Annotated in this window: 14 protein-coding genes and 2 tRNA genes; 5 read left to right on the forward strand and 11 right to left on the reverse strand. The window is 62.1% G+C overall.

Annotated features, from left to right (window positions below; translation table 11 throughout):
* Window positions 1–15 precede the first annotated feature (15 nt).
* Window positions 16–1,110 carry a histidinol-phosphate transaminase gene (hisC, locus tag G410_RS0106925; protein ID WP_022672926.1) on the forward strand — a complete coding sequence of 365 codons (1,095 nt, stop codon included), beginning with the start codon at window positions 16–18 and terminating at the stop codon, window positions 1,108–1,110.
* On the opposite strand, the gene G410_RS0106930 is transcribed toward hisC, so the two are convergent.
* From G410_RS0106930 to ftsE, 4 genes are all read right to left on the reverse strand, one after another.
* Window positions 1,107–1,799 carry a 1-acyl-sn-glycerol-3-phosphate acyltransferase gene (locus G410_RS0106930; RefSeq protein ID WP_022672927.1) on the reverse strand — a complete coding sequence of 231 codons (693 nt, stop codon included), beginning with the start codon at window positions 1,797–1,799 and terminating at the stop codon, window positions 1,107–1,109. The genes hisC and G410_RS0106930 overlap by 4 nt on opposite strands.
* Before the next feature lie 2 nt (window positions 1,800–1,801).
* Window positions 1,802–2,332, reverse strand: a complete 531-nt coding sequence (locus G410_RS0106935) for a YdcF family protein (RefSeq protein WP_022672928.1) — start codon at window positions 2,330–2,332, stop codon at window positions 1,802–1,804.
* A complete protein-coding gene (locus G410_RS0106940) occupies window positions 2,329–3,156 on the reverse strand; it encodes a cell division protein FtsX (protein ID WP_156851885.1) in 828 nt (275 codons plus the stop codon). Before G410_RS0106940 ends, G410_RS0106935 begins: the two co-directional genes overlap by 4 nt.
* A gap of 77 nt (window positions 3,157–3,233) precedes the next feature.
* The gene (gene ftsE, locus G410_RS0106945) at window positions 3,234–3,947 is read right to left on the reverse strand and encodes a cell division ATP-binding protein FtsE (protein ID WP_022672930.1); all 714 of its coding nucleotides are present in this window, start codon (window positions 3,945–3,947) and stop codon (window positions 3,234–3,236) included.
* A gap of 106 nt (window positions 3,948–4,053) precedes the next feature.
* Between ftsE and G410_RS0106950 the strand changes: the two genes are divergently transcribed.
* Together G410_RS0106950 and G410_RS0106955 are read left to right on the forward strand one after the other, a co-directional pair.
* Window positions 4,054–4,827 carry a zinc-ribbon domain-containing protein gene (locus tag G410_RS0106950; RefSeq protein WP_245559316.1) on the forward strand — a complete coding sequence of 258 codons (774 nt, stop codon included), beginning with the start codon at window positions 4,054–4,056 and terminating at the stop codon, window positions 4,825–4,827.
* 112 nt (window positions 4,828–4,939) lie between these two features.
* Window positions 4,940–5,025: transfer RNA gene (locus G410_RS0106955), tRNA-Leu, on the forward strand.
* Between the two features lie 563 nt (window positions 5,026–5,588).
* On the opposite strand, the gene G410_RS0106960 is transcribed toward G410_RS0106955, so the two are convergent.
* Window positions 5,589–6,446 (reverse strand): SDR family oxidoreductase, encoded by an 858-nt coding sequence (locus G410_RS0106960; RefSeq protein ID WP_022672932.1) that lies wholly within the window; start codon window positions 6,444–6,446, stop codon window positions 5,589–5,591.
* A gap of 98 nt (window positions 6,447–6,544) precedes the next feature.
* On the opposite strand from G410_RS0106960, the gene G410_RS15945 reads away from it, so the two are divergent.
* Window positions 6,545–6,958 (forward strand): winged helix-turn-helix transcriptional regulator, encoded by a 414-nt coding sequence (locus G410_RS15945; protein ID WP_022672933.1) that lies wholly within the window; start codon window positions 6,545–6,547, stop codon window positions 6,956–6,958.
* Between the two features lie 106 nt (window positions 6,959–7,064).
* Window positions 7,065–7,150 (forward strand) — tRNA-Leu (locus G410_RS0106970).
* A 199-nt stretch (window positions 7,151–7,349) separates the two neighbouring features.
* Here the strand turns inward: G410_RS0106970 and G410_RS0106975 are convergent.
* The 6 genes from G410_RS0106975 to G410_RS0107000 all read right to left on the reverse strand — a co-directional run bounded on the left by G410_RS0106975 (window position 7,350) and on the right by G410_RS0107000 (window position 13,091).
* Window positions 7,350–8,255 (reverse strand): ParB/RepB/Spo0J family partition protein, encoded by a 906-nt coding sequence (locus G410_RS0106975; RefSeq protein ID WP_022672934.1) that lies wholly within the window; start codon window positions 8,253–8,255, stop codon window positions 7,350–7,352.
* Entirely contained in the window at window positions 8,252–9,028 is a 777-nt protein-coding gene (locus tag G410_RS0106980) for a ParA family protein (protein WP_022672935.1), read from the reverse strand. Before G410_RS0106980 ends, G410_RS0106975 begins: the two co-directional genes overlap by 4 nt.
* Complete coding sequence (gene rsmG / locus G410_RS0106985) at window positions 9,025–9,645, reverse strand: 16S rRNA (guanine(527)-N(7))-methyltransferase RsmG (protein ID WP_022672936.1); 621 nt, start codon at window positions 9,643–9,645, stop codon at window positions 9,025–9,027. Before rsmG ends, G410_RS0106980 begins: the two co-directional genes overlap by 4 nt.
* Window positions 9,642–11,462: a tRNA uridine-5-carboxymethylaminomethyl(34) synthesis enzyme MnmG gene (gene mnmG / locus G410_RS0106990; protein ID WP_022672937.1), complete on the reverse strand. Its 1,821-nt coding sequence runs from the start codon at window positions 11,460–11,462 to the stop codon at window positions 9,642–9,644. Before mnmG ends, rsmG begins: the two co-directional genes overlap by 4 nt.
* A gap of 66 nt (window positions 11,463–11,528) precedes the next feature.
* Window positions 11,529–12,818, reverse strand: coding sequence for a tRNA uridine-5-carboxymethylaminomethyl(34) synthesis GTPase MnmE (mnmE, locus tag G410_RS0106995; protein ID WP_022672938.1), 1,290 nt, complete (start codon window positions 12,816–12,818; stop codon window positions 11,529–11,531).
* A 12-nt stretch (window positions 12,819–12,830) separates the two neighbouring features.
* On the reverse strand, window positions 12,831–13,091 hold the full coding sequence (locus G410_RS0107000; RefSeq protein ID WP_028971170.1) for a DUF6489 family protein: 261 nt from the start codon (window positions 13,089–13,091) through the stop codon (window positions 12,831–12,833).
* Between the last annotated feature and the right edge of the window lie 61 nt (window positions 13,092–13,152).

Consider the following 13,152-nt stretch of genomic DNA (forward strand, 5'->3'; position numbering starts at 1 on the left):
GCTAGATGACAGATCATGAGCGCACCAAAACCCAAAGCCTGGATCGATGCCATCCACGCCTATGTCCCCGGCAAGAGCAAGGCGGCCAGCGGCCAGACGCTGATCAAATTGTCGGCCAATGAGAATCCGCTGGGTACATCGCCGCGCGCGATGGAAGCCATGGCGGCGCTGGACGGCCCCCGGCATCTCTATCCCGACCCCGATTCCCGCGCGCTACGGGACGCGATCGGCAAGGCGAACGGGATCGATCCGGCCCGCATCGTCTGCGGTACCGGATCGGGGGAGCTTCTGGGGATGGCCGCGCAAGGCTATGCCGGGCCGGGCGATGAGATCCTGTATGTGCGCTATGGGTTTTCGCTCTATGACATCATCGCGCGCAAATGCGGCGCCACACCGGTGGAAGTGCCGGACCGCGATTATGGAACGGATATCGACGGGCTGCTCGCCGCAGTCACGCCCAATACGCGGGTGGTTTTTCTGGCCAATCCCAACAACCCCACCGGGACGCTGTCCAGCGCGGCGGAGCTGGCCCGTTTGCATGCGGCGCTGCCGGCCGATGTGCTCCTGGTGCTCGATCATGCCTATGTCGAATATCTGTCCGAAGAAGAGCAGGATGGCGGGCTGCAGCTTTCCATGGCGGCGGACAATGTGCTGGTGACGCGCACCTTTTCCAAAATCTACGGGCTGGCCGGAGAGCGCGTGGGCTGGGCGACCGGCCATCCGGATATCATCGCCACGCTCAACAAGATCCGCGGACCGTTCAACCTGACCAGCGATGCGCAGGCCATGGCCGAGGCCTCCGTCCAGGATGCCGATTTCGTGCAGGAAACCCGGGCGCATAATCGCAAATGGCGCGCCTGGCTGACCGAAGAAATCACGGCGCTGGGCAATCACGGCGTCCGTCCGGTGCCCAGCTACGCCAATTTCCTGCTGGTGCTGTTCGAGGGCGGCAAGAATGCGGAGGGCGCACAGGAAGCGCTGGCGGAGGCTGGCTATGCCGTGCGCCATCTGCCCGGGCAGGGCCTGCCCCATGCGCTGCGCATCACGATCGGCAGTGAAGAGGACAATCGCGCCGTGGTGGCCGCGCTACGCGCCTATCTGAACGGTTAGGCGCCCGGCAGGTTGAGCGCGTTGATGGCTGTGTGCACGCGTGCCTCGGCCTCTTCGCGGGGCAAACCGGGGGGTATCGTCTCGCCGATCAGATAGGTGATCACGCCCTTGCGCACGGGCAGGCCGTTGCGGTCGACATGTTGCCGACTGTTCACGGCAATCGGCACCACCGGAATGTTGAGCAGTTTGTACAGACCCGCAAAGCCGGAACGCAGCGGTGGTGCTTCGCCAGGCAAGGCGCGGGTGCCTTCGGGAAAGATCACGATCGGTCGCCCTGCCGCGGACATGGCCCGTCCGGTTTTCATCAGCGCGCGCAGCTCCTTGGCGCCGCCCGCCCGATCGATACCGATCAGTCCATAGGTGGATGCCACCACGCCCCAGAGCGGAATTTTCAGCAATTCCCCCTTGGCGATGACGGCTGGCCGATCGAACAGGCGCGGCATATCGATCGTTTCGAAATAGCTTTCATGCTTGATGGCGTAGAGAAATGGCTCGCGCGGCAATTCTCCGTCGATGCGCACGGTCACCCCGCCGATATGCGCCATGCAGTTGTTCTGAAACCAGCTCCAGTTCTCCGCGATGCGCGCCAGCAGTTCCTTGTTCACGAAGGCCATGATCGTGCCCAGCAGGACATAGATCGTGCTGCCGCCGTAAAAGATGATGGCGTACAGAATGCGGCGAAGCGTCATCGTCAAATTCCCAGCAGCGACGCGGCAAGCCGCAGCCAATATTTGTTATATTCCCGAAATAGCGCCGCAAAGCTCGGCCGGGTCGGCACCGCGTCCGGTACCAGCAGGATCTCCGCCGGCAAGGTCTTGGCCAGTTCCAGCTCGGCCCGGCGCATGTGCCAGTCGCTGGTGACCAGGCGGATCGAGCGGACGTCGCGGCGCGCGGCCCAGCGGGCGGTCTCCGTGGCGTTGGAGCGCGTATCGATCGAACGAAAGCCAAGATCGATGCAGCAATCTTCCAGCTTTTTGGGCCAGTCATATTCCGCTTCCAGATCGGCCACGCGCACATCTGGGTCCACGCCGGAAATCAGCATATAATCGGCATCCCCGTCTTCGAGCACCTGCAAGGCGCGGTCGATGCGGTTGGCCCCGCCGGTCAGAACCACCACCGCATCCGTTTTCTGATCGCTTGCCGGTTCCGGCAGCAAAAGCGAAAACCAGGCAAATCCCAGGATCCAGGCCAGCACGGGCACCGAGAGCAGGCGGACGATCACAGCATTTTCCGCAACGCGCCGAGGATGGTGAGCCGCGCCATCAGCATGGCCAGCAGGACGGTGATGACCGGAATGCCCAGAAGCGGTGCGAGCAACCAGGGTGAAAAGGTCGATGCGTTCAGCAATGGTGTCTCCAGAGCGGCCAGCTGGCGGCTCAGCCCCACCAGCATAGCCGCCCCGGCCAGAAAACCCAGAACAGATCCGAATGTCGCATCCAGCGCCATGCGCCGTTGAAACAGCCGGGATATCTGCAGATCGGTGCCGCCCAGCAGATGAACGATGGCGATGGTAGCGCTATGGCTGCCCAGCGCGCTGCGTGCGGCCAGCACCACGGTGGCCGCCGTTGCGATGGCCAGCAACAGGATCAGCGCGGCGGCCAGCCATTGCAGCGACTGCATGGCCTGCAGAACGGGTTCGAGCCAGGCGCTATCGGCATCGATCCGCGCGCTGGGGGCCACATCCAGTACAGCCGCGCTGATACTGGCCAGCATCATGTCGTCCACCGGACGGGCAAGCGTCAGATCGATCAACGCCGGCAGGGGAATATCCTCTGCAATGCTGCCGCCGCCGAACCACGGTGCCAGCAGCGCCTCCACATCGGCGGGGGGCACGGCATCGGCGCGCACGATCTGTGGCAGCTGCACCAGCGCCCGCTGCGCCGCCCGTTGTTCCCGATCGCGCACGGCGGGGTCGGGCGCCAGGATCTGCACGGTCGCTTCGCGCGACAATTGCTCGCCCGTCGACGTGGTGGCCGAAGACAGCGTAAGCGCGGCGGCGGCGGCCAGCACCGTGAGAAACACCATGATCGCGATGACCCAGGGCATGGGCCCGCTCAGCCGGCCCTCCGGCATCAATTGGCGGTTCGGCGCGCTTTGGGTTCTGCCACGGAACATGAGCGCGTTCAGGCGCCAAGAACCAGCGGCTTGGGCGGATAGCGCAGCGCGCCCGTCGGATCCGACAGGCGGCCGCGATCCAGCTGCATCATCTGCGCGCCGCCGATCTTGCCGATCAGGTGAATATCGTGGGTTGCCACGACCACGGTGGTGCCAAGCTTGTTAAGGGCACTGAACAATTTCAGCAGCCGCACGGCAAGATCGGGATCGACATTGCCCGTGGGTTCGTCGGCCACCAGAATCTCCGGCCTGCCGATCACCGCCCGCGCAATCGCCACACGCTGCTGCTCCCCGCCGGACAAGGTGGCGGGCCGCGCCGTGGCGCGCTCGGTCAGCCCGATCCAGTCGAGCATTTCCTTCACCGGCCCGGCTAGATCGCCCTCCGGCACGCCCGCCACGCGCAGCGGCAGAGCAATATTGTCGAACGCGGTAAGATGGGGCACCAGCCGGAAATCCTGAAACACCACCCCGATACGGCGACGGAACCCCGGCAGACGCCGACGCGGCATCGTCACCGCATCCTCGCCGAATAATTTGATCACGCCGCGGCTCGGCCGCTGCGCCAGATAAAGCAATTTGAGCAGCGATGTTTTGCCAGCGCCAGAGGTGCCCGTCAGGAAGTAAAAGCTGCCTGGAAAAAGCGTGAAGCTGATATCGGACAGCGTTTCAGCGCCGGTGCCGTAGCGCAGGCCGACATTCTGGAATTCCACCACCTGATCCATATCCTGTCAGCAGATGGCAAAAGCCGGGGGCCGGGTAAAGCGCCACGTGCGGCGGCTGGCCTCCCCCGCCAGAAACGTATCGCTGCTTGCGCTTGATTCGCGCCTGATGTTTATGGGCCGCATGCTGCTCATCTGTCCTGCCTGTAACACGCGCTATGTCGTTCCGGACGCCGCGATCGGCGCGACGGGGCGGCAGGTCCGCTGCGCCTCGTGCAAGCATAGCTGGTATCAGCAAGCTGCCGCGCTCGATCTGGAGACAGAGCACCAGAGCGACCCGGTGCCGGATGAGACCTCCCGTCACGCGCCTGCGCCGGAGAGGTCAGCGCCAGAACCGCGTCGGGCAGAGGCACCGCCGAAAATGGCTGAAGAGCCCGCTCCACCGCCGATCACCCCGCCCCGCTATGAACGATCCGTTGAGAATCGCCGCAGCAGCTTTGCGCATGAGCCGCCCTTCCGCCCGCGCCGCAATCCGGCGCGGCTGTGGACGATCGCTGCCTTGCTGTTCGCGCTGGTGATCGCCGGGGGCGGTTTCCTTCTCTGGCAGTCGGGCTGGCTCAGCAGCGGCATGACCTTTGCCGCGCAGCAGCCCGCACTGGAAATCGTGCTCGATGCCAAGCAGGACCGGCAGACATTGACCGATGGGACGGAATATTTCGCCGCCAGCGGGACCATCGTGAACAGCAGCGCCATCGAGCAACAAGTGCCCCCCATGCTAGTGGTGCTGAAGGACGTGCAGGGCCGCACGGTTTATAGCTGGACGATGAACCCGCCGGTGCGCAGCCTAGCGCCGGGCGGCAAGGCGGAATTCAACGAAGCCAAGCTCGACGTGCCGCGTTCGGCCACCGAACTGTTCATCGGCTGGGCCCGCGATTCCGAGTGATCGACAGTTCGCGGGAAAATCTTTGCACGAAATATCATAGCCCTGCCCAGCTTATCTGGTTGCGCGCGCCAGACCCCTTTGCTAATGGCTCCGGCCTACCTGCGGACGGTGTGCGGTCGTGGCGGAATGGTAGACGCGCAACGTTGAGGTCGTTGTGGGCGAAAGCCCGTGGAAGTTCGAGTCTTCTCGACCGCACCAATTATTTCAAGACTTTAAAGACGAATCAACGGGTTAGATGGGTAGGGTTTTCCGACATCCCCCATAATATCCCCTGCGATGAGTTCGCTTGCGTCTGCTGTGTATGTCACTGGATCAGAGCGGGTATCCCAGTGGTTTCGTCTCGGCTTTACGGCACTTCCCGATAAGCCGAGACGACCTTTGCACGAATTTGAATGCCGAAGATCAGGTTCGCTGGTTGCATCTTCTTTGATGATCGCCATCGTATACGCATCTGCCCGCGCGACCGCACCTCGTCACTACAGACCCCGGTGACTGGAGCCAGTCTGCCGCGGAACCAGCCTCAGCAGTGGTAACATCGGTTGTCACAAGCGGCCCAAAGGAGACATCCGACCCTCTGTCTCGATGCTGCGGTGCGGCCCGTCAGACCAGTCGCTCGCTGTAGGTGCAAAATCGAGCCGGCCGCGAATGGGAAGTGTGGCGGACGTAGCTGCCGTTCGCCCTCTGACATCCGACGACCGCTTCACGCGCCTTTCGACGGCGGTTTTGAAGCGGTCGTTGTGTGTCGGCGTGGCCGTCTGGCGCTAGGTGCCGGACGAACTTAGTAAATATGTGACCACAGCGGAAAGTGGTGTTGTTTCACGCCCGATAAGAGCGGACAAATCTTTGCTGTCTTCGAACAGAGCACCGGTCGCTGTGACGGTGTCCATCGCGGCAAGGAAACCAGCAAATTCAGGCGGCATACCGGTTTGCGCCAACGCAGCAGCGTAGTCTGCCTCTGTCATGTTGACGTATGGGATTGCCTTGCCAGCCTGTCTGGACAATTCGGCAGCGGCCTCGGCCAAGGTGAATGCATCGTCACCGGCTAGTTCGTAGGTTTTTCCCTGCTTTGCGGGATCCATCAAGACGGCGGCGGCAGCAGCGGCGTAGTCTTCGCGCGTCGCGGCTGAAATTTTCCCATCGCCCGAGGCTCCAATCAATGCGCCATGCTCAAGCGCAGCGGCAAAACCCATCGCGTAGTTCTCCGTGTACCATCCGTTGCGCAGCAAGGTTGTGGACAGGCCGGAGGCCGCAAGCAACTCTTCGGTGGCTACATGTTCGGATGTCACAGGAGTGGGGTTTTCGGCTGCGCGCAGAAAGCTGGTATAGGCGATATGTTTCACACCCGCGGCTTTGGCGGCGTCGATCACCGCTTTGTGCTGTGCGACACGCTGGCCGATTTCGGAACTTGAAATCAGCAGCAGCTGGTCGACGCCCACCAAGGCAGGGGCAAGTGTTTCGGTGGCGTTATAGTCGAACACGCGGACTTCAACGCCAAGCTCAGTGGCCTTTTCGGGGTTTCTCGCAAGGGCGACGATGGGCTCTGCGTCGATTTGAACCTTGAGTTTTTCAACGACAATTTGGCCCAACTGGCCGGTAGCGCCTGTGATCGCGATAGTCATGTGGTACTCCTTCAAAACTGATGGAAAACTAGATAGCGACTTCACTTACCATCCGTAAGTACGTACTAAAATGTTAGTTTGAGTTTTTGAGAGGCCACATGCCAAGCCTGAGTGAGACGATCCAATCGGGGGGGCTAAAGGGCAACCTTTTGGTTACGCAATGCCCGTCGCGCCAGATCCTGAAGGACGTGACAAGCCGCTGGGGCGTTCTTGTGCTGATCGCGCTGCAAACCGGTAGGCTGCGCTTTGCCGAATTGCGCCGTACCGTGGGCGGGGTCAGTGACCGGATGCTGTCCCAGACCCTTCAAACGCTCGAAAGAGACGGTTTTGTCAGCCGCACCGTCTACGATGTTGTGCCGCCGCATGTAGAATACTCCCTGACCCCCAGAGGCTGCGACGTGGCCGAGTTGGTCCGCGCATTGGCCGATTGGATCGAAAACGCGACGCCTGATATCATGGCAGGAAAAGCGCCCCCACCGACCGAGAGTTTGTCTGGCATCACGTCCGATTAAATCCACAAGTGGCAATGCAGACGGGCCGAACTGCCGCATCCCTACATTGCGACGCAGAACAGCAATGCGCTGATCTTACTGGTTCGAATGTCGACGTCCACGGTGTGCGGTCGTGGCGGAATGGCAGACGCGCAACGTTGAGGTCGTTGTGGGCGAAAGCCCGTGGAAGTTCGAGTCTTCTCGACCGCACCAAATTCATCTGATGTCTCTGAATACCGCGAAGCGCCTAGCCATCGCTTTGGCTTGGCGGTCTCTCGTCATGCCGTGCGTGTTCCCTGCCCGAATGAGGTCCGCCCTTTAGGAAGCCATTGGGCGCGCAATCCCGGGGCAAACCGCTGTTTCTATTGCGAGATCTTGCGAGTGGGTCACGAAGTAGCGCTGCGCGACTTTGCTAAAAGTCTCCGCCGCTCAGCCGCTGACAGAGCATATCGAGCTGGTCCAGACTTCCGTACCGAATCGTCATGCGCCCGGACGAACCCTCGCTGGCGATGGCCACGTCGAGCCCGAGCAGATCCGACAGCTGGGTCTCCAGCGCCTTGATATCCGGATCGTCGCTCTTTGGCGAGTTGGTCGATGCGCGGCGCCGTGGCTCGGCCCCGCCCTTCGATTGCCGCACAATTTTTTCCACGTCACGAACCGTCAGCCCATCGCGTTCAATTCGGTGGGCCAACCCTTCCGCATCGTCAAAACCGATCAATGCGCGCGCATGGCCCATTTGTAGCCGGTTTTCCAGCATGAGGGCACGCACCGAATTTGGCAGATCGAGAAGCCGCATGAGGTTCGCCACATGGCTGCGGGACTTGTCGACCAATGCCGCCAGGGCCTTCTGACTATGGCCGAAGTCTTCCGTCAGACGGTGATAGGCCTCCGCCTCTTCGATCGGGTTCAGATCCTCGCGCTGCACGTTCTCGATCAGCGCGATTTCCAGCGTCTCGCTATCGCCGAAATCGCGGATGATGGCCGGGATCTCATGCAGGGCGGCGCGCTGTGCCGCGCGCCACCGCCGTTCGCCAGCGACGATCTGATAGCCTTTGCCACTGGGTGCAGGCCGCACGACGATCGGCTGGATGATCCCGCGTTCGCGAATGCTCTGGGCCAGTTCCTCCAACGCCGTCTGGGCAAAATGCCGCCGCGGCTGATCGGGATGCGGCTTCAGATCGGCAATCGGAAGCAGCCGAACGCTCGACTGATCTGGCGCCACTGGCGTGTCGTTCGACGGACGATCGCGGATGGCATCGCCCAGCAAGCTGTCGAGACCCCGTCCAAGGCCGCGTTTTTTCTCTCCGGCGGCACTCATGCGGCAATATCCTCTTTCGGAAGACGCTCGATCAATTCGCGCGCCAGATCGATATAGGCCATGCTACCGGCGCAGCGATGATCGTAAATCAACGCCGGCAGGCCATGGCTGGGCGCTTCCGACAGGCGCACATTGCGCGGGATGACGGTATCGAACACGATCGGGCCGAGCACGGACCGCACATCGTCTGACACCTGCTCCGTCAGCCTGTTGCGCCGATCATACATGGTGAGCGCCACGCCCAATATGGACAGATCCGGATTGAACCGCGTGCGCACCAGCTCGACGGTCTGCAACAACTGGCTGAGCCCCTCCAGGGCAAAGAACTCGCATTGCAAAGGCACCAATACGGAATGCGCAGCGACCAGGGCATTGACCGTCAACAGGCCTAGCGACGGCGGGCAATCGATCAGGCAGACATCATAGGTGGAAGCCGATGCGATGGCGGTTTGCAGGGCGTTGGAACGGCGATCGCGATCGACCAGCTCGATTTCCGCGCCGGACAAGTCGACCGTCGCCGGCACGATGGACAATCCGGGCACGTCGGTTTTGACCGTGCACTCCGCCAGATCGGCTTCACCGATCAGCAATTCATAGCTGGTCCAGTCGCGCTGATCCCGTGCAACCCCCAGCCCGGTCGACGCATTGCCCTGCGGATCGAGATCGATCAACAATACTTTCGCGCCCGTCGCCGCCAGTGCGGTCGCGAGATTGATGGCGGTGGTGGTTTTTCCAACGCCGCCTTTTTGATTGGCTATTGCGATGCACCTCATACGGCGCCCCTCCCTACCAGAATGCCGGCGTCTGGATCGCTCAAGCTTTGTTCCACGTGGAACATGACCTTATGTTTTCGCGGCAGTTCGGCATAATGCATAGCAGCATTTTTTCCACGTGGAAGCACCCATGCTGTGTCTTCACAGGAAAACGGCCGCGCAAGATCGAGCAATTCAAGCACCGGCGCAAAAGCGCGTGCGACGATCGCGCCTGCGGGTCTTGGCGCGATCGTCTGCAAACGGCTGCATTCGACCGTCACTCTGGCGCTCAAGCCTAACGCGGTGATGGCTTCTTCCAGAAACGCACAGCGCCGTTTGCGCGATTCGACTAGGACAACATCATCCGACCGCAAGATTGCCAGCACAAGGCCAGGCAATCCCGGACCGCTGCCAAGATCCAGCATCGGCCCTTTCAATGTCTTTGGCAAATGGGGCGCGAGTTGGGCGCTATCGAAGATGTGGCGCTCCCACAAATTTGCGACGGTCGACGCAGAAATGAGATTCTGCTGGCTGTTTTCCGCGACCAGCATGGAAGCAAATTGGTCGAGCTGTCCCAATGTTTCACGTGAAACACCGAGCGTCGCGGACAGCCATTCACAAACGGCATCCTTGGTCACGCTACGGTCAACTTTTTCGACGCAACCAGAATTGCGGTGAGTGCAGCCGGGGTAATGCCGCGAAGGCGGCCGGCCGCGCCCAAACTCTGCGGTCTCGCGGCCTCCAGCCGCTCCACCATTTCGTTCGAAAGGCCGGCTATCCGCCGGTAATCCATATCGCGGTCCAGCCGCAACGCATCGTTCCGTTGCAGCAGATTGAGCTCATTATCCTGGCGGAGCAGATAGGGCGCATAGCGGATATCTTCGGTCACCTCGTCGAGCAGCTCAGCGCCGAACGCATCGTCGACGAAGTCCCGCGCATGATATTCCGGATGCGCCAACCATTCGGCACCGGTTTTCGGCGGCCCTGCCTTCCCGCCACCGTGCGGGTGATCGAAGCGCTGGTTCAGCTGGTCAAGCGCCGCTGCCTTGCGCTCCGCCATGCTCGCATGTTTTGCAGCCCTCTCCGCCCCGACACAACCGAGTGCAATGCCCATGCCCGTCAGCCGCGTCATGGCATTGTCCGATCGCAGCCGGAGACGATACTCGGCGCGTGCGGTCAACATGCGATAGGGTTCGGTCACGCCCTGGAGCACCAGGTCGTCGATCATGACCGCCATATAGCTGTTAGCTCGGTCGAGCGCGGGGCCTGACTTACCGAGAAGCTGGGCCGCAGCATGGAGGCCGGCCATAAGCCCCTGGGCCGCTGCTTCTTCATAACCCGTGGTGCCGTTGATCTGACCCGCGCAATAGAGCCCAGGCATGGCCCGCAATTGCAGCCCATGATCGAGCGAGCGCGGGTCGATATGGTCATATTCCACGGCATAGCCGGGCACGACCATCTCGACCTGTTCGAGGCCGCGCATGGAGCGCAGCATCGCGTGCTGGATGTCCACCGGCAAAGATGTGCTGATGCCGTTGGGATAGATGGCATGATCATCCAGGCCCTCAGGCTCCAGAAAAACCTGATGCCCGTCCCGGTCGCCGAAACGATGAATCTTGTCCTCGATCGACGGGCAATAGCGCGGACCCGCGCCATCGATATGGCCGGAAAAAAGCGGCGATCGATCCAGCCCAGACCGGATGATGTCATGACTGCGCTGATTGGTGCGCGTGATGGCGCAGAACAATTGCGGCACCGAACGCGCGCCTGACAAGGGGGACATGGTCCAATGGCCATCGTCCGACGGCTGCTGCTCAAGCTTTGCCCAATCGATGGTCCGGCCATCGAGCCGCGGCGGCGTGCCGGTCTTCAATCTGGCCATCGGGAGCGCCATGTCCCGCATTTGCGCTGCGAGACGCGTGGCACCGCCCTCCCCGACACGGCCCCCGTCCATTCGCTCCTCGCCGCGGAACATCTTTCCGCCGAGAAAAGTGCCCGTGGCGAGAATGACCGCGCGGCAAGCAATGCGATCCCCATTGGCGAGGATCAGACCGGCGATCACGCCGTCTTGCACCACAAGCTCGGCAGCCTCCCCCTCGACAATGGTCAGATGGCTTTGCGCCCGGACCATCGTCTGGATCGCATCACGAAAGAGACGCCGGTCGGCTTGCACGCGCGGCCCGCGCACGGCGGCGCCCTTGCTGCTGTTGAGCATGCGATAGTGGATGGCCGCCGCATCGGCAGCGCGCGCGATGAGGCCATCCAGCGCATCGACTTCCCGAACCAGATGGCCCTTGCCCAAACCACCGATGGCCGGATTGCAGGACATGGCACCGATCTTGGTCTGGTCGAGCGTGAGCAATGCGACGTTGCAGCCCATCCGCGCGGCGGCTGCAGCAGCTTCGACGCCGGCATGTCCGCCACCGACGACTATGATATCGAATGTGTGGGTCACGGTGCAGACCTACCGCGTGCAGCTTTAGAGGTCAAAATGAGATCGCCCCATGTTCCACGTGGAACATCATTTTCCGATGCAAAAGCCGGAGAAAATATGATCCAGCAAATTTTCCGTATGTGTCCGGCCTGTGAGGCGATCGAAGGCCAGCCGTGCCAGCCGAAGATGCTCGGCGCGCAGCAGAAGATCGCGCGCCTTGGCCGCATCTTCCAGCTGGTTCGCGGCCTCCCGCAATTCGTCCCGCTGACGAGCGTTCAAGGCATAATCTCCAGGACGCGGCACCAGCGTCTTGCCCAACGCGACGATGCGATCCTGCAATGCTCTTAGCCCGTCACCGGTGACCACCGAGACCGGCAGCGCGTCATCGCCTTTGGCCAGCCCGCCGAGATCAGCCTTGCTGTCGATCTCGATCAGCGCAGCATGATCGGGCCCGTGCCCCCGTTCACCAAGCCATAGAATGATGTCGGCCCGGTCCATCGCAGCGTGCGCACGCTGGATCCCAACCTTCTCGATCGCGTCGTCGGTGCTGTCCCGCAGCCCAGCCGTATCGCTGAGCACAAAGGCCAAACCGCCAAGCGCGATAGGCACTTCCACCACATCGCGGGTGGTCCCGGCCATGTCAGAAACGATCGCGGCGTCCCGCTGGGCGAGTGCATTGATCAGGCTGGACTTGCCGGCATTTGGCGGGCCGGCGAGCACCACCCTTATGCCGTCGCGCAAGCGCTCAACCGTTGGCTTTGCCGCCTCCGCCGAAAGCTGGTTCGCCAGCGCCAGCGCGTCGGCCGACACCTGGTCGTCCGCCTGCCCTTCGGACGCGACATCGTCTTCATCGGAGAAATCGAGTTCGGCTTCGACCATGGCTGATAGCTGGAGCAAATGTTGGCGCCACTGTTCCACCTGCCGCCCAAATCCACTGCCCGCCATGTCGATTGCGGCGCGGCGCTGCCATTCGGTTTCCGCAGACAGAAGATCGGACAGCGCTTCGGCCTGGCCGAGATCGATACGGCCATTGGCAAAGGCGCGCCGCGTAAATTCGCCGGCCTCCGCGGCGCGCAAACCAGCGATCTGATCCAGCGCACCTTCCACGGCCCGCACAACCGCGCGTCCACCGTGCAGATGGAGTTCCACCAGGTCTTCGCCCGTCGCGCTGTTCGGGCCGGGAAAACTGAGGACCACGGCCTGATCCAGAACCGCGCCATCGCCGCCGCGCAGCATCTGCAGCGCCGCCGTTCGCGGTTCCGGCACGCGACCGGACAATTGCGCAAGCGCAGTCAGCGCTTGCGGCCCGCTGATTCGAACGATCGCGATGGCGGCGGGCGGCTGCCCACTGGACAGCGCAAAAATCGTATCAGCCATGGCCCGGAAGCGTCAGTCCTTGGACTTCTTCGACGTGCCCTGCATGCTGTTGGCCGCTGCGCCTTCCATGAAAGTCTGAAACATCTTCAGGCCCATTTGACCCATCGGCGCGACCTGCTTGGCGAAGCTTTCGAGCTGATCGAGGTTCGTCACGCCCTTCATGGCCTGCGCGACATTGTCGACATAAATCTCGTTGGCCTTGGTCACATCGGGAAGACCCATGAAGCGGCGGGCCTCTTCCGGCGTGCAGTCGATCTCGATATTCATTTTCATGACGCCCATGCCTCTCGTTGCGGAACGGCCATCATGGCCGCTCGTTGCGTCTGCGATACAT

This window comes from Novosphingopyxis baekryungensis DSM 16222, from assembly GCF_000420305.1.
GTDB classification, from domain to species: Bacteria; Pseudomonadota; Alphaproteobacteria; order Sphingomonadales; family Sphingomonadaceae; genus Novosphingopyxis; species Novosphingopyxis baekryungensis.